The organism is Paraburkholderia sp. CHISQ3 (assembly GCF_030464945.1).
Lineage (GTDB): Bacteria > Pseudomonadota > Gammaproteobacteria > Burkholderiales > Burkholderiaceae > Paraburkholderia > Paraburkholderia megapolitana.
The window spans coordinates 392,778-408,114 of sequence record NZ_JALPRG010000005.1 but is presented as its reverse complement, the minus strand read 5'-3'; the positions used below and the strand labels follow the sequence as shown (position 1 = coordinate 408,114).

General features: G+C 62.3%; 14 protein-coding genes. 12 read left to right on the top strand and 2 right to left on the bottom strand.

The window, feature by feature from the left end:
• Positions 1 to 10: 10 nt before the first annotated feature.
• Positions 11 to 1,345, top strand: coding sequence for an MFS transporter (locus M0D65_RS14530; RefSeq protein WP_266253292.1), 1,335 nt, complete (start codon positions 11 to 13; stop codon positions 1,343 to 1,345).
• Positions 1,346 to 1,372: 27 nt separating this feature from the next.
• Here the strand turns inward: M0D65_RS14530 and M0D65_RS14525 are convergent, their stop codons facing one another.
• The gene (locus tag M0D65_RS14525) at positions 1,373 to 1,795 is read right to left on the bottom strand and encodes a thiol-disulfide oxidoreductase DCC family protein (protein ID WP_266253291.1); all 423 of its coding nucleotides are present in this window, start codon (positions 1,793 to 1,795) and stop codon (positions 1,373 to 1,375) included.
• Between the two features lie 111 nt (positions 1,796 to 1,906).
• On the opposite strand from M0D65_RS14525, the gene M0D65_RS14520 reads away from it, so the two are divergent.
• The 4 genes from M0D65_RS14520 (at position 1,907) to M0D65_RS14505 (ending at position 4,945) form a co-directional block, all read left to right on the top strand.
• Positions 1,907 to 2,437, top strand: a complete 531-nt coding sequence (locus tag M0D65_RS14520; protein WP_266253290.1) for a GbsR/MarR family transcriptional regulator — start codon at positions 1,907 to 1,909, stop codon at positions 2,435 to 2,437.
• A 92-nt stretch (positions 2,438 to 2,529) separates the two neighbouring features.
• On the top strand, positions 2,530 to 3,789 hold the full coding sequence (locus tag M0D65_RS14515; protein ID WP_266253289.1) for an SDR family oxidoreductase: 1,260 nt from the start codon (positions 2,530 to 2,532) through the stop codon (positions 3,787 to 3,789).
• Positions 3,786 to 4,262: a DUF2269 domain-containing protein gene (locus tag M0D65_RS14510; protein WP_091008374.1), complete on the top strand. Its 477-nt coding sequence runs from the start codon at positions 3,786 to 3,788 to the stop codon at positions 4,260 to 4,262. Before M0D65_RS14515 ends, M0D65_RS14510 begins: the two co-directional genes overlap by 4 nt.
• A gap of 260 nt (positions 4,263 to 4,522) precedes the next feature.
• A complete protein-coding gene (locus M0D65_RS14505) occupies positions 4,523 to 4,945 on the top strand; it encodes a phasin family protein (RefSeq protein ID WP_091008372.1) in 423 nt (140 codons plus the stop codon).
• Positions 4,946 to 4,974: 29 nt separating this feature from the next.
• On the opposite strand, the gene M0D65_RS14500 is transcribed toward M0D65_RS14505, so the two are convergent.
• Positions 4,975 to 6,159: an MFS transporter gene (locus M0D65_RS14500; RefSeq protein WP_266253288.1), complete on the bottom strand. Its 1,185-nt coding sequence runs from the start codon at positions 6,157 to 6,159 to the stop codon at positions 4,975 to 4,977.
• Between the two features lie 168 nt (positions 6,160 to 6,327).
• Here M0D65_RS14500 and M0D65_RS14495 point away from each other — a divergent pair, with 168 nt between their 5' ends.
• The 7 genes from M0D65_RS14495 (at position 6,328) to M0D65_RS14465 (ending at position 15,181) form a co-directional block, all read left to right on the top strand.
• The gene (locus M0D65_RS14495; RefSeq protein ID WP_091008364.1) at positions 6,328 to 6,756 is read left to right on the top strand and encodes a MarR family winged helix-turn-helix transcriptional regulator; all 429 of its coding nucleotides are present in this window, start codon (positions 6,328 to 6,330) and stop codon (positions 6,754 to 6,756) included.
• Positions 6,757 to 6,855: 99 nt separating this feature from the next.
• Positions 6,856 to 7,272, top strand: coding sequence for a MarR family winged helix-turn-helix transcriptional regulator (locus M0D65_RS14490; protein WP_091008362.1), 417 nt, complete (start codon positions 6,856 to 6,858; stop codon positions 7,270 to 7,272).
• Positions 7,273 to 7,359: 87 nt separating this feature from the next.
• Entirely contained in the window at positions 7,360 to 8,445 is a 1,086-nt protein-coding gene (locus M0D65_RS14485) for an HlyD family secretion protein (protein ID WP_266253287.1), read from the top strand.
• Positions 8,446 to 8,464: 19 nt separating this feature from the next.
• On the top strand, positions 8,465 to 10,072 hold the full coding sequence (locus tag M0D65_RS14480; RefSeq protein WP_091008355.1) for a DHA2 family efflux MFS transporter permease subunit: 1,608 nt from the start codon (positions 8,465 to 8,467) through the stop codon (positions 10,070 to 10,072).
• Positions 10,073 to 10,102: 30 nt separating this feature from the next.
• Positions 10,103 to 11,551 (top strand): efflux transporter outer membrane subunit, encoded by a 1,449-nt coding sequence (locus tag M0D65_RS14475; protein WP_266253286.1) that lies wholly within the window; start codon positions 10,103 to 10,105, stop codon positions 11,549 to 11,551.
• Positions 11,552 to 11,636: 85 nt separating this feature from the next.
• On the top strand, positions 11,637 to 14,288 hold the full coding sequence (acnA, locus tag M0D65_RS14470; protein WP_266253285.1) for an aconitate hydratase AcnA: 2,652 nt from the start codon (positions 11,637 to 11,639) through the stop codon (positions 14,286 to 14,288).
• Complete coding sequence (locus tag M0D65_RS14465) at positions 14,285 to 15,181, top strand: GntR family transcriptional regulator (protein WP_266253284.1); 897 nt, start codon at positions 14,285 to 14,287, stop codon at positions 15,179 to 15,181. The genes acnA and M0D65_RS14465 overlap by 4 nt, the downstream gene beginning before the upstream one ends.
• Positions 15,182 to 15,337: the final 156 nt, after the last annotated feature.

Genomic DNA, 15,337 nt, shown 5'->3' with positions numbered 1-15,337 from the left:
GAGTCGCTTCATGCATGTCCCGCCGCCAAGTCGATATCGCTTCACGATCTTCTTCCTGATCGTCGTCATTGCTCTGATCAACTACATCGACCGCGGCGCGATCGCGTATGCGGCCGGGCAGATCATCGACGAGTACGGTTTCGATCGCGCCGGTTGGGGTGCGGTGATGGGCTATTTCGGCTACGGCTATATGTTCGGCGCGCTGATCGGCGGCGCGCTGGCGGACCGGCTCGGCGCGAAGCGCGTCTGGATGATCGCGGGCGTAGCGTGGTCGTTGTTTGCCATCTGCATGGTCTGGGCCGGCGACATCGGCCTCGCGGTATTTGGCGGCTCGGCGTTGAGTGGATTCGCGCTGGTGCGCATCTTCTTCGGTTTCTCCGAAGGGCCGGCCTACTCGATCATCAACAAGACCATGTCAGCGTGGGCAGCGCCGTCGGAGCGCGGGTTCGCGGTGTCGATCGGCCTGTTGAGCACGCCGCTGGGTGCGTTGCTCACGGCTCCGGTGGCCGTCGGACTGATCCTGCTGACCGGCAGCTGGCGCACCATGTACGTGGTGCTCGGTGTGCTGGGCCTTGTGCTGATCGCCCTGTTTTCGCGCGTGTATGCCAATCGTCCCGAAGATCATCCGAAGGTCAATGCCGCGGAACTCGCGCTGATCCGGGCCGAACGCGACGCAGCGCCGAAGGCGGCAAGCGCGGGTGCCACGTTGCCGTGGTGGGCGTTCTTCAAAAGTCGGACGCTGATGTTCAACGCAATCGGATACTTCGCGTTTATTTACGTCAACTTCATGTTGCTGACGTGGACCCCGAAGTACCTGCATGACGAGTTCAACTTCACGCTCTCGTCGCTCTGGTATGTCGGGATGATTCCGTGGGTAGGTGCGTGCTTCACGGTATTGCTGGGCGGCCGCGTCTCCGACTGGCTGCTCAAGCGCACGGGCAAGCTCGTTATCGCGAGAAGCTGGTTTGCCGCGGGCTCGCTGCTGTTGACAACGCTGTGCTTCCTGGCGGTGTCACAGGCGCATAGCGTGTGGGCCGTCATTGCATTGATGACCTTGGGCAATGCCTTGAACGCGCTGCCGAACTCGGTCTACTGGGCCGTGGTGATCGACACCGCACCTTCGCGCGTCGGCACCTTCAGCGGCATCATGCATTTCATCGCCAACATTGCTGCGGTGCTGGCTCCTACGCTCGCTGGCATCCTGTCGGCGCGCTATGGTTATTCGTCGATGTTTATCGCCACATCGGTTGCCACCGCGGTGGGCGTGTTTGCCATGCTGCAGGTTCGTCCCGGTGAAGGCCCTCGCGTGCAAGGCGATGCGGATGCTGTCGCAACTGCGAAATGATCCGATGTCACGCCGCGACGCTGCGGCTCATTTGAAAAACGGATTGGTGTCGAGGCGACAGCTCGTGCCGTCACAGACGGGCGCGGACGTGTAGCCGAGCCACCGGGAGATGCGCCGCCTGTTGCGCGCGAACAGGCGATACAACAGTTTGCAGAGCTGTCTCGTCACGACGATGCGCAACGGCAGCACGATCCAGCCGCGACCGACCAGCGTGTAAGCCGCGATCATGCTGTCGATGCCGGTCAGGCACACGCCTGTGTCTGTCCAGCTATACAACTCGCGGTTCAGTTCGGCGAGATCGACGCCGCGCGTGGCGGCGTCGAAATCCTCTTGCGCAATGTCGACGAAACCGAGCCGCCCCGCATGGTCCCAGCTTCTTAGTCGCCGCATTTCCGCGACGCAAAACGGACAGTTGCCATCGAAGTAGAGTGTGAGTCTTGGCGCTTGCATGATCTCGATCCCCGGGTTTTGTCGTTGCAATCATTAGATGCCTTGCAATCGCAGCCAGTCAACAGAAATTTCTGTATTGACAGAAATAAAAGAAAACCATAAGCTTCGACCATGGAACTCACACCGATCGCTGAACGATTCATCCTGCACTGGGGCGAAATGGGCTCCCGGTGGGGCGTCAACCGTACCGTCGCGCAGATTCACGCGCTGCTGTATCTGCTTGGGCGTCCTGTCGCCGCGGATGAAATTGCCGACACGCTGGGCGTTGCTCGCTCCAACGTGAGCACGAGCCTGAAAGAGCTGCAGGGGTGGCGCCTCGCGCGTGTCGTGCACGTCATGGGCGACCGGCGTGACCACTTCGAAACCTCCACCGATGTCTGGGAACTGTTCAAACTGATCGTCGAAGGACGCCGTCAGCGCGAACTCGACCCGACGCTGAGCATGTTGCGCGAAAGTCTGTTGAGCGCGGACATGAGCAAAGAGGAGAAGGAAACGGAGCAACGCATTCGCGACACGCTCGTGTTCCTCGAAACCTTGACGACGTGGTCCGACGAAATGCTACGTCTGAAACCCGAAACGTTGATGCGGACGCTGGGCGTGGGAGCGAAGATCAGTCAAACGATGCGACGGAAGAAACCGTAAATCGGACGAAGCGGGCGATGCCCGCTTTTTTTGAGCCGGTTGTTTCTGTTTATACAGAAATTGCTGTAGATAAGCGAAGCGTGGAGCACGTCATGAAGGTATTGGTGTGCGGGGCGGACGGGTTCATCGGTCGTGCGCTGTGCGAGCGGATCGAGCGCGAAGGGCACTGCGTGATCAGAGGGCGGCGACACGCGTCGGGTCCCGACGAACTATCTGCCGACTATTCGACGGACATCGATCCCGAACCATGGCGCGCGAAGCTCGCAGGGATCGATGTCGTCGTCAACGCGGTGGGCATTCTCGTCGAACGCGGCGCGCAGACCTTCGATGCGATCCATCGCCGCGCACCCTGCGCGTTGTTCTCGGCATGCGTCGCAGTGGGCGTGCGTCAGGTAATCCAGATCTCGGCACTTGGCGCGCAGCGGCGCGACACGGCCTACTTCGACAGCAAGTGCGCGGCCGACGAGTACCTGCTCGATTTGCCGATTGATGCATATGTAGTTCGACCGGCGCTCGTATATGGGCGAGACGGAAAATCTGCCGCGTTTTTCCGCATGCTGGCGAGCCTGCCGGTGCATGTGCTGCCGGCCGGTGGCCGTCAACGCGTATCGCCGGTGCATATCGACGACCTCGCGGACGTCGTGGCTCGTCTGCTGCGTGCGCCCGCTGCGTCGCTGGATCATCGGTGTATCGATGTCGCCGGCGCAACGCAGATCGAATACCGCGAGATGCTGTCCATTTACCGGGCGTCGATGCGGTTTGCGCCGGCGTATCGAATCGGCGTGCCGCGCTTCGCAGTCGATGCGGTTGCATGGCTATTCGACCGCGTTTCCGGCGCCATGCTGACACGCGATACCTGGCACATGCTGCAGTCAGGCAATACCGCCGACGCCGCTGAAACGACCGCCGTGCTTGGCCATCCACCGCAAGCCATCGCCGATTTCATCGGCGCGGACGGGGCGGCTTTGCGTAACGAAGCGTTGTCCTCATGGCGCTCCGCATGGTTGCGCATTGCACTGGCCGCGGTCTGGCTCTGGACCGCCTTCGTCAGTGCGTTTCTCTATCCACACGCTGACAGCCTGGCGATGCTTCATCGCGCGGGGCTCGATGGGGCGGTGGCAAATGCAGCGTTATACGGTTCAGCAGCACTCGATGCCGCAATGGGTTTCGCCACGCTCTGTAAACCGGGCCGTCGCTTATGGGCGAGTCAGTTCCTGCTCGTGAGCGCGTACTCGATCGTCGTTGCAATCGCGTTGCCGGAGATGCTGATTCATCCGTTTGGACCGCTGCTGAAGAATCTGCCGATCCTCGCTGTCCTGTGCGTACTCTTCAACGAAGAGACAAGATCATGAACCTCTATCTCGTCGTCAAGACGCTACATATTCTTTCCTCGGTACTGCTGGTCGGCACGGGGTTCGGTACTGCGTTCTATCTGTACTTCATCAACCGTACGCGATCGGTCGTGGCGATCGCAGCGGTGTCGCGACTCGTCGTACGCGCCGACTGGTGGTTCACCACGCCTGCCGTCATCTTTCAGCCGCTCTCGGGTATATGGCTTGCACATAGCGCAGGCTGGCCGTGGAGCACGCCGTGGCTTGCTACTTCGATTGCGCTTTACGCGCTCGCCGGTGTTTGCTGGTTGCCTGTCGTGTGGTTGCAGGTCGACCTCGCGCGGATGGCACAGGTGGCCGTGTCTGCTGGAGAAACCACGCTGCCGCCGCGGTACTGGCGCTATGCGAAGTTATGGGAGCGGCTTGGTTATCCGGCGTTCATCGCGATGGTGGTCGTCTATTTCCTGATGGTGACGAAGCCTGCATTCGCGTGAGCAGTCGGTAACAGCGAACAGCGCTCCCGCCTCCGAAACCCACAAGCCCCGACGGCAAGGCAATTCCCCATGCTGCGAACCCGCGGCGTCTGGTCGTGTGTATGCACCTGTCAGCTGCGGTGCAGCAACTCGCACATCACGACGCCAATATCGTTTGCTGGCGTAATACGGCGGTAACGGGCATGATCGTGTGGCGCGCTGCCACCCGGGCAGCGGCGCCCATTGCGCAGGCCATGCGCACACGCCAAGGAGCATCGAGCATGGAACAACCGAACCCGGCCAATCCGTTTGGAGACGTCTTCAAGCTGCTCGAGCAGTTCAAGCTGCCGGGCTTCGATGTGCCCGCCATCATGGAGGCGCGCCGCAAGGACGTCGAAGCGCTGGTGACGGCCAATCAGACCGCGCTGCAAGGCATGCAGTCGCTGGCACAGAAACAGGCCGAGATGTTGCGCAGCACGCTGGGCGAACTGCAATCGCTCGCGACCAAGGTGTCCGCTGCAGGCGCCACGCCCTCGGCGCAGACCGCCGAACTCGTCCAGCAGTCGCTGCACAAGGCACTCGCCGACATGCAGCAGCTCGCGCAGGCGGCTTACAAGTCGCAGGCGGAGTCGTATGCGGTGATCGCGAAGCGCGTCGAGGAAAACGTCGAGGAACTGAAGACGCTCCTGCAGCAAAAGAAGTAGCGGTCTTGCGCCGCGGACCTGACGTGTAGTTACGCGTCCGCGGCTTCAGCTTTTATGGATGCACGCGCATGCTGCGGTGCGGGCATGCGTGTCGAACGCCATGCAAAACACAGCGCAAGTGCGACGAGGCCGCTACCGGCCCACGGCGTCGCGAGCAGCGCGCCGCGTTCCACCAGCAATCCACCGAATCCCGAGCCCAACGCGACGCCCAGATGCATCGCGGATACGTTGATGCCGACGTTCGCGTCGGCTGCTGCGGGCGCGCTGCGAATCAGGTAGTTCTGCACGATCGGCGAGATCGACCAGCTAAGGCAACCCCAGACCATCATCGCGGGGACGAACAGGGCGAGCGCGTGTCCGCTGAGCGGTAGCGCGGCCATCGCCAGCAGGAACGCGGCCGGGCAGAGCAGCAACGCGCGCGATGCACCGGCGCGGTCAGACAGCCAACCGCCGAGCCACGCTCCCGTCACGCCCGCTACACCGAATGCGACATACAGCAGCGTCAGTTCATCCGGGCGCGGAGCGAGCCATGCTTGCAGATAAGGGCTCAGGTACGCGAACAGCGTGAAGTGACCGCCGATCATCGCGACGGAAACAAGCTGGGCGCAGAGCGTTTTCGGATGCGCGAGCTGACTGCGATACGTGCGCCACGCGATAGCTGGGTGCGGCGGTGCGACCGGCAGCCGGTACGCAAGGTAGCAACCGAGCGGCACGACCGCGAGCCCGATCGCGACGAAAACCGCTCGCCAGCCGGCCCAGTCGGCGATCGTCATGCCGACTGGCACACCGAGCACCAGCGACCCGCTGATTCCCATGAAAACGATACCGATCGCGCGGCCGTGCAAACGCGGCGGCGCGAGTTCCGTAGCAAGACGCGTTGCCAGGAGGATCACGGTTGCACAACTGGCCGCCATCGCTACGCGCGCGGCGAACAGCAGTGCATAGCCGGGGCTCAGTGAAGCAAGCAGGTTGCTGCACGCAAATACGCCGAGAGCGATGAGCAACAGGCGCTTGCGCTCGTATCGCGCGAGCCTCATAGAAAGGCCGAACGCAGTGAGCGCGAAAACACAGGAGAAGATCGTGGTGAGCTGCCCCGCGGATGCAAGCGAGACGTGCAGATTGGCCGCAATGGAGGGCAGTATGCCGATGCAGATGTTTTCGTCGATGCCGGCGAGAAAAACCGTCGCCGCAAGCCAGTAGATGCGCGTGTCCATGAATCCCTTCCGATACGTATTGGCGCCGCAAACAGTTTGCGGCGCCCTCGTGGATCAGTTGGGTTTCGAGGCTGGGCTTCGGTTATCCCGGAGCGGGAAGTTACTCCAACAGCATGACGGGCGCAACTTTTCTTGACAGTGTGTGTATGCACATATAAACTCCTCGCCATGAATCGACCTCTTTCCTACGACGAGTGCAACTGCTTCGCGCTGCGCCAGGCGGCGCGTTTCGTTACGCAGATCTACGAGCGCCATATGGCGCAGGTGGGCGTGACGGCGGCGCAGTTCACGATTCTGGCCAAGCTGGCCCGCACGCCTGATCTGACGATGATGGATCTGGCGGACTCGATGGTGATGGACCGCACGACACTCGTGCGCGCGCTCAAACCGATGCAGCGCGACGGGTGGGTCGTTGCCGAAGCATCGGAACACGACGGCCGGACCTATCTGTTCAATCTGTCGAAAAGCGGCGAGCAGGTCTTCGACCAGGCCGCTATTGCATGGCGCGAGGCGCAGGACGAGTTCGAAAGCAAGTTCGGCAAGGCGCGGGCCAAGGCACTGCGCAGTGAATTGTTCGACGTCACGGCAGAAGGATGAACGACGCCCGGCTGTCGACCGCATCGCGCAGCATGCGGTTATCCCGGGATTTTTTTCAGCATATTGTGTGCATATACACTTTAAGTTCAGCAAAAAGCCATGGAATTTTCTCCGGAAGACGATTGTTTCGCCGTACGCCAGGCTGCACGCTACGCCTCGCAGATGTATGACCGCCATCTCGCGAATGTCGGTCTGACCATCACGCAGTTCTCGATCTTGTGCCGACTCAGCCGCGGCAGGCGGCTCACGATGAAGCAACTGGCCGACGAGATGGTGATGGAGCGCACGTCGTTGCTGCGCGCGCTGCGGCCATTGCAGCGCGAGCGCCTGGTGGTGAGCGAAGCACTGACACCGGACGGTCGCGCGTTATCGCTGGGGTTGACGGCCGCAGGCATCGAGCGTTGCGAGGCTGCGAGGTATTACTGGCGCGCCGCGCAGAACGAGTTCGAGCAACGCTTCGGCGAACAGCGTTCGGCGTCGTTGCGCCGTGAGCTGCTCGATATGACCGGCAGCTAGCTTCGCGAAGTTCCAATAGACACATCGGGCTGGCGCGCTCTCAAGCGCTTTTTTTTAACGTTAAACAGTGCATACGCACATACAACCATGTCCACTTCTCCATCGACTCTCGCGCCCGCCGATATTGCCAAACCCGCGCGCCGTATTCCCTGGATGCTGCTTGCGATCGCGACGGTCGTCGTCGTGGTGGCTGCCGCCGTGTCGTACTGGTTTATCGTCGGCCGCTTCATTGAAACGACCGACGATGCCTATGTTGGCGGCGACGTCACGGTGATGGCGCCGAAGGTGAACGGCTTTGTCACCGACGTGCTCGTGAAGGACAACCAGTACGTGCACGCGAACCAGGTGCTGATTCGGCTCGATTCGCGCGATTACGATGCGCGCCTTGCCCAGGCTGATGCAGAAGTGGCGAGTGCCCAGGCGGCGGTGACGGAACTGCAGGCCCGCAAATCGTTGCAGCTCGCGACGATCAACGAGCAGTCGGCGGAAGTGAAGGCATCGGGTGCGGAACTGACGCGCAGCGCGGCCGACCAGACGCGTTATCGCGAACTGGTGAAGGACGATGCGGTGTCGAACCAGGTGGTTGAACGCGCCGATGCCGATCTCACGAAAGCGCATGCCGCAGTGGACCGCAGCAACGCAGCGCTACTCGCCGCCCAGCGGCAACTGACGGTACTCGACGCCCAGGTTGGCGACGCGCAGGCACGGGTTGCGACCGCACAGGCCGCACAGCGTGTCGCTGCACTGAACGTCGAATACACGACGATCCGCTCGCCGATCGACGGTTATATCGGCAATCGCACCGCGCGCGTCGGCCTGTTGGCCGACGTTGGCGTATCGCTGCTGACGGTCGTGCCGGCTAGCGGCTTGTGGATCGACGCGAATTTCAAGGAAGACCAGTTGAAGAAGATGCGCGCGGGCGACACAGTCGACGTATCGCTCGATGCATCGAACCGGGAGATCCACGGCACGGTCGAGAGCCTGGCGCCGGCGACGGGCGCGACCTTCAGCGTGCTACCCGCGGAAAACGCCACCGGCAACTTCACGAAGATCGTGCAGCGCGTGCCGGTGCGCATTCACCTCGATGTGCCGCACGACATGCAAGGCGTGCTGCGCCCGGGTCTGTCGGCGACAGTCGAGGTGCACGTCGACAACGCGTCGAACCGTTCGTAACCCATCGGCCCGACGCATCATGAATGCCACCCCCTTTACCGCGCGCGCCCAGAACCACGCTCCCGTTCCTGCGAATCCCGCCGACCAGCCCACCCGCACGAAAGTCTTCGCATTCGCGTTGATGTGCCTGGGCTTCTTCATGGCGACGCTCGATATCCAGATCGTCGCCTCATCGCTGAAGGACATCGGCGGCGGTTTGTCCGCGAGTCAGGACGAACTCTCGTGGGTGCAGACCTCGTATCTGATCGCGGAAATTCTCGTGATCCCGATGTCCGGCTGGCTCACGCGCGTGTTCTCGACCCGCTGGGTGTTCGCGGCGTCCGCACTGGGCTTCACGCTGACCAGCATGCTGTGCGGGATGGCATGGGACATCAATTCGATGATTTTGTTTCGCGGCCTGCAAGGTGCGCTCGGCGCGGCGATGATCCCCACCGTGTTCACCACTGCTTTCGTGCTGTTTCCCGGCAAGCAGCGGCTGATCGCTTCGACGACGATCGGTGCGCTCGCGTCGCTGGCGCCGACCATCGGCCCCGTAATTGGCGGCTGGATCACTTCGCAATGGTCGTGGCAATGGCTGTTCTATCTGAACGTCGTGCCGGGTGTGTTCGTCACATTACTGGTGCCGCGCTTCGTGCACATCGACGAGGTAGACCTGTCGTTGCTGAAGAAAGGCGACTACCTGGGCATCGTGCTGATGTCGGGTTTTCTCGGCTGCCTCGAATACGTGCTCGAAGAAGGCCCGCGCAAAAACTGGTTCGGCGATCACGTCATCCTTTTCTGCACCTGGATTTCGGCAATCTGCTGCTTTCTCTTTCTCGTGCATGCGTTCACCGCGAAAGAACCGATCGTCGATCTACGGGCGCTCGCGGTCCGCAATTTCGGCATCGGCAGCCTGTTGTCGTTTATCACCGGCATTGGTCTGTTCTGCGCGGTGTTTCTCACACCGGTGTTCCTGTCACGCGTGCGCGGCTTCGATTCGCTGCAGATCGGTATCGCGCTGCTATCGGTGGGCTGCTTTCAGTTGATCGCGCTGGTGGCGTATTCGCAGCTGGCGCGCTTCTTCGATATGCGCTGGCTGATGGTGTTCGGCCTCGTGTGCTTCGGTCTCGGCTGCTATCTCTACGTGCCGCTGACGAGCCAATGGGGCTGGCAGCAACTGCTGATTCCCCAGGCGCTGCGCGGTATCGGCCAGCAGTTCGCGGTGCCGCCGATCGTCACGATGGCGCTCGGCTCACTGCCGCCATCGCGGCTCAAATCGGCGAGCGGCCTGTTTAACCTGATGCGTAACCTTGGCGGTGCGATCGGTATTGCGGTGAGCAGCACGATGCTCAACGACAGGTTGAACCTGCACTATCTGCGGCTCGACGAACATGTCACCGCGGGGCGTCCGGTGATCGAGTCGCTATTGCACTCGCAAACCGCGCATTTCGCTGCGGTGGGCGGCGGCGCATTGAATGCCGCGAACGCAGGGCTCGGCACGTTGCATGCGTTGCTGCTGCGCGAGGCGCTGGTGCTGACGTTCTCCGATGCGTTTTTCGCGGTCGCGCTGTGCTTCGTGGTCGGTCTGCTGAGCGTTGTGTTCTCGAAGCCGTTCGGCAACCGGGCACCGCCTCCCGATGCGCATTGAACCTGATGTACCGACACTGAGACGACAGACATGAACCCAATGATGAAGCGCGCGCTGGCCGCCATGATGATCGCGAATCTCGCGGCCTGTGCGGTGCAGCCCGAAAGCCATGCCAATCTGCCGCAGACGGTGCAGACCGTTGCGCCCACAACATGGAGCGTCGATGCGCCGCACGATATGAAGGACGCAGCCGCATGGTGGGCGCAGTTTGGCGACCCGGTCATGCATCGTCTGGTGCAGACGGTGCTCGATAACAACCTCGATGTGAAGGCCGCAGTCGAGCGCGTCAAGCAGGCGCAGGCCGTCGCGACACAGCGCGGCGCGGTTCTTTTGCCGCAACTCGACGCCAACGCGCAAGCGGCCGACGAACGCCAGAACGCACCGCCGCCGCTCGGTTATGTGCGGCAGGCAGGCTTCGGCCTCGCGGCGAGCTGGACCCCGGATGTGTTCGGCGGCGAGCGTCTTGCGCTGCTCGCGGCACAGGCACAGACAAGCGGCCGCGAAGCTGCGCTGAACGAACTGAGGCTCGCGCTCGCAGCGAACGCGGCGTCTGCATATATCGATCTGCGCTGGGCGCAGGCCGATCTGCAGATCCTGCAAGACAACGAGCAGATTCGCAGCCGCGCGCTGAAGTTGACGCAGGAACGCCTGCACTACGGCTTGTCGACGCAGCTCGACGTCGCGCGTGCGCGCAATCAACTCGAAGACGTGCAGGCGCGGATTCCCCGCACGCAATCGACGATCCAGCATCAGTTGAGCCTGATTGCGGTGTATTCGGGCCGTGCGCCGGAAAGCGTCGATGGTCTGCTGGGCGGCGACACACTTGCTGGAGCAGTAGCGATTCCAGTTCCACCCACCGACGTTCCGCAAACTCTGCCTTCCGATGCACTGTTGCGCCGTCCCGATGTGCGTACCGCGTATGCCGGCGTCGAACAACGCGCAGCGGAAGTCGGAGCGGCGAAAGCGCAGCGCTATCCGCAATTCCGGTTGAGTCTGACTGACGGCCTGCTTGCTTCGTCATACCTCGGCTTGCCGACGCTGACGGACAACCTGTTCAGCGCCGCATTGAGCGCAACGAGCCCGATCTTCAACGCTGGGCGTATCACCGCGAACATCGACGAGAACGAAAGCCGCATGCGCGAATCGCAGCTCGGTTTGCAGCAGACCATGCTGCAGGCGCTCAAGGAAATCGAGGATACGCGCAGCGATCTCGTCAGCGGAGCGGTGCAGGTCGAGCGTCTGGGCGGTGCGCTCGATGCGTCGGACCAGGCGCTGCATCTGTCGAGCGCGTTGTACAAGAACGGGGCGTCGAGTTTTCTCGACGTGCTCGACGCACAGGAGGTGTATCTGCGCGACGAACAATCGCTGAACCAGGCGCGCCGCGAACATGCGCTTGCTGCTGTGGCGTTGTACCGGTCGCTCGGTGGCGGTTGGGACCCGGACGCAGCGTCTGCCGATGTGGCGTCGGCGGCGCGCTGACCGGCGAAGGCGCGCAGCACCGTTTCAGTACATTGACGTTTTCGGCATATTGCATTTGTAAATATAAAAATGCAATATGCCGGGAATGCAAACTACCCGTATTCCCACTACAGCGAAGCTGAGCGTCGGCGATGCCTCGTTTCGATTCGTCGATCTCAAGGCATCGTTCGGCGCTGAGCTGTTGCGCCTGCCGGTGGTACTACGGCTGCTGCTGGAAAACGTAGTGCGCAATGTGCAAGGAAGCGAACAGCACGACGCGATCGAAGCAATCTTCGACTGGCTCATAGACGGCACGAGCCAAGCGGAGATCGCGTTTTACCCAGGCCGCGTGCTGATGCACGACACGACCAGCACACCCGCACTGGTCGACATTGCCGCGATGCGCGATGTGCTCGCGGAAGCCGGCGTCGATCCCACCGTGCTGAACCCGGTGCTGCCCGTCGACGTTTCAGTCGATCACTCGCTGGCCGTCGAATACTTCGCGCAACCCGACGCCGCGTCGCTGAACCTGCAACTCGAACTCCACCGCAATGCGGAGCGTTATCGCTTCCTGCGCTGGGCATCCCGCGCGCTCGAAGGCGTGCGCATTCATCCGCCGGGCACGGGGATCATGCACACGATCAACCTGGAGCAGCTTGCGACGGTCGTGTCGATCGAAAGCCGCGAGGGCGAGGACTGGGCCGTGCCCGATACCCTGATCGGAACGGACAGCCATACGCCGATGATCAACGGCATCGGTGTGCTCGGCTGGGGTGTGGGCGGGCTGGAAGCCCAGACGGTGATGTTCGGCATGCCGGTCATGCAGAGGGTGCCCGATGTCGTGGGCGTACGGCTGAGCGGCGCGTTGCGCGCCGGCGTACTCGCTACCGATCTGGCGTTGACCGTCACGCAACGCTTGCGCGAGATCGACGTAACGGGTGCGTTCGTCGAGTTCTTCGGACGAGGCGTGAGCACGCTGAGCGCGGGCGAACGTTGCGTAGTGGCGAACATGGCACCCGAATACGGCGCAACGACGGGCTTTTTCCCGGTCGATCAGCGGACCCTCGATTATCTTCGAGCGACCGGCCGGCCAGCAGACGTCATCGCTCGCGTCGAGGCGTTGATGAAAAGAACCGGCTTGTGGTTCGATCCAGATGCGGTACCGCGCTACACCCGCGTCGTCGACATCGATCTGGCCGCGATCGGCATGCATGTAGCGGGGCCGCGCCGCCCGCAGGATCTGCTCGGCTATGCGGATACAGCACAAGCACTGGCGAAGCTCGCCTTGGCACCCGGCAACGCCCCAGCAAGCCTGCCCGAATACCCGGTCGCGATCGCAGCGATCACCAGTTGCACGAATACCTCGGACCCTGCCTTGCTCATCGCTGCCGGCCTCGTCGCCCGCAACGCGCGCCGCCTCGGGTTGCGCGTACCGGCCTGGGTGAAGACTTCGCTTGCACCGGGTTCGCCGGCGGCGGCGAGCTATCTGCAGCGCGCCGGCTTGATCGACGATCTGTCGGCGCTCGGCTTCGATATCGTCGGTTACGGTTGCACGACCTGCATCGGTAATGCTGGCCCATTAACCGAGCCCGTGCGGGCCGCGCTTGCCGATGGCACGATCCATCCGGTCGCGGTGTTGTCTGGTAACCGCAATTTCCCAGGTCGCATTCATCCCGAGCTGGATCTCGGCTTCATCATGTCGCCGCCGCTCGTGATCGCATTCGCGCTAGCAGGCGATGCGCAGGCGAATCTCGAACGCGATCCGTTGCAAATCGGGGCCGACGGTACAGCGGTTTTTCTCAAGCAGATCTGGCCGACGCGCGAAGAGATTGCCACGCTGGTCGAACGCGCTGCCTCGCCGGACGACTATCCACGTGCATTCGCCGAAGCGTCGCGGAACCCGGTCTGGCATCGGCTCGACGCACCCGATAGCCCACGCTTCCCATGGAACCCGACTTCGACCACGCTGCGCCGTCCTCCTTTTGCGACGCTCGATGAAGGCAGCGTGTTAGGACATTACCGCGCGTACCCGTTGCTCGTGGTCGGCGACGACGTGACGACGGATCACATCTCGCCGGCCAGCGCGATTCCGCAAGACAGTTTCGTCGCCGATTTCCTGGTGGAGCGCGGCGACGATCGTAACGATCTGAACGTGTTTGCATCGCGGCGCGGCAACTGGGAGGTGATGGTACGTGCCGCGTTTTACAACAAGACGCTGATCAACCTGTTGCAACCCAATGCGCCGGTCGCGCACACGCTGCATGTGCCTGACGGTGCAGTGCTACCGATCTTCGAAGCCGCGCGCCGCTACCGTGCAAACGGCGACTCAGTCGTGCTCGTTGCGGGCGAGCGTTACGGGACCGGTTCGTCGCGCGACTGGGCCGCCAAGGGGCAACGTCTGCTCGGTATCCGCGCCGTACTGGCGGTCAGCTTCGAACGGATTCACCGCTCCAACCTGATCGGTATGGGCATCCTGCCGCTGTGCCTGCCACCGGGCGTCAATCCCGCGACGCTGAATCTCCAGCCGCGCGATCAACTGGAGATCGACGCGAACGCCGATGCGTTGGCACCGCGCGGCCCGATCTCCGTGCGAATCCATCGGGCGAACGGCAGTACCGAGGCGTTCGAAGCGCACGCGGCCGTGGAAACGCGGCTCGAAATCGAGCTACTGCGCGTGGGCGGTGTGATTCCGCTGATCCTGCAGAAAACGCTGACAGCTCACCGCACAACGACCGGCCTACCCACCGACACGAGATGACCCCCGACCAATCCATCGCGAGCCAGATTATCGAACTGATCCAGACCGAAGGGATCGAGGTCGGCAGCCATTTGCCCGCGCAGAAGCTGGCCGACCGGCTGCGCGTTTCGCGCTCGCCGGTCAACGAAGCACTCGTGCTGCTGCACGAAAAAGGCCTCCTGACCCGCGAACCGAACCGCGGTTTCTTCCTCGCGAAACCTGTCATCGCGCCGCTTGCGGAAGTCGTCGACGGACTTGGTCTGGCCGCACAGGACGTCGTCACTCGCGTCTACTTCCAGATTGCCGACGACCTGCTGAAAGGCGAGTTACCCGAAACCTCATCCGAACTGATGCTGCGCGAGCGCTACGGGCTCACGCATACCCAGTTGAATGCGGTACTTGGACGGATTGCAGGAGAGGGCTGGGCCGAGCGCAAGCCCGGCTACGGCTGGATCTTCTCGACGATGCTGACCACGCCGGACAGCCTGTTGCAGTCGTATCGTCTGCGGCTCGCGCTGGAACCGGCCGCGTTGCTGGAACCGGGCTTTCGTCTCGAACGCAAGGTACTGGAACGATGCCGTGCCGCGGAGCAGCATCTGCTCGACGGCGGAATCGAAACCGATACCGCGGACCAGTTGCACGATCGCGGCGTGCGGTTTCACGAAGCGCTGGTCGAAGCGTCCGGAAACCCCTTCTTCATCGATACGATCAAGCGCGTGAACCGCGTGCGCAGGCTGCTCTCATACCGCTCGATGCGCGATCGCAAGCGTTACGTCAAACATTGCCGGCAGCATCTGCAGATCCTTGCGTTGCTGGAACAGGAGCGCAACGACGAGGCGTCCGAGGCGCTGCGCGAACATCTGCGTCATACGCTCGACGCGCTATCGAAGATCGCCGGCATCCTGCAACCGTAGCGGGCCGAGCCTCATGTGCTCCCGGAGAGCCGGGCGTGACGATCTAAAAAACAGATCACGATATTTTGGACTGGCTTCCTTGCTGGCAAGGGCGTGCTTACGATCGTCACACATCTCGATGAGTGACTGACACAAGCCTGCATAGCTAAAGTTTTC

Bases quoted from the DNA above. Each gene is read 5' to 3' on its own strand.
- M0D65_RS14530 (WP_266253292.1), top strand. From the start codon at position 11: ATGCATGTCCCGCCGCCAAGTCGATATCGCTTCACGATCTTCTTCCTG.
- M0D65_RS14525 (WP_266253291.1), bottom strand. From the start codon at position 1,795: ATGCAAGCGCCAAGACTCACACTCTACTTCGATGGCAACTGTCCGTTT.
- M0D65_RS14520 (WP_266253290.1), top strand. From the start codon at position 1,907: ATGGAACTCACACCGATCGCTGAACGATTCATCCTGCACTGGGGCGAA.
- M0D65_RS14515 (WP_266253289.1), top strand. From the start codon at position 2,530: ATGAAGGTATTGGTGTGCGGGGCGGACGGGTTCATCGGTCGTGCGCTG.
- M0D65_RS14510 (WP_091008374.1), top strand. From the start codon at position 3,786: ATGAACCTCTATCTCGTCGTCAAGACGCTACATATTCTTTCCTCGGTA.
- M0D65_RS14505 (WP_091008372.1), top strand. From the start codon at position 4,523: ATGGAACAACCGAACCCGGCCAATCCGTTTGGAGACGTCTTCAAGCTG.
- M0D65_RS14500 (WP_266253288.1), bottom strand. From the start codon at position 6,159: ATGGACACGCGCATCTACTGGCTTGCGGCGACGGTTTTTCTCGCCGGC.
- M0D65_RS14495 (WP_091008364.1), top strand. From the start codon at position 6,328: ATGAATCGACCTCTTTCCTACGACGAGTGCAACTGCTTCGCGCTGCGC.
- M0D65_RS14490 (WP_091008362.1), top strand. From the start codon at position 6,856: ATGGAATTTTCTCCGGAAGACGATTGTTTCGCCGTACGCCAGGCTGCA.
- M0D65_RS14485 (WP_266253287.1), top strand. From the start codon at position 7,360: ATGTCCACTTCTCCATCGACTCTCGCGCCCGCCGATATTGCCAAACCC.
- M0D65_RS14480 (WP_091008355.1), top strand. From the start codon at position 8,465: ATGAATGCCACCCCCTTTACCGCGCGCGCCCAGAACCACGCTCCCGTT.
- M0D65_RS14475 (WP_266253286.1), top strand. From the start codon at position 10,103: ATGAACCCAATGATGAAGCGCGCGCTGGCCGCCATGATGATCGCGAAT.
- acnA (WP_266253285.1), top strand. From the start codon at position 11,637: ATGCAAACTACCCGTATTCCCACTACAGCGAAGCTGAGCGTCGGCGAT.
- M0D65_RS14465 (WP_266253284.1), top strand. From the start codon at position 14,285: ATGACCCCCGACCAATCCATCGCGAGCCAGATTATCGAACTGATCCAG.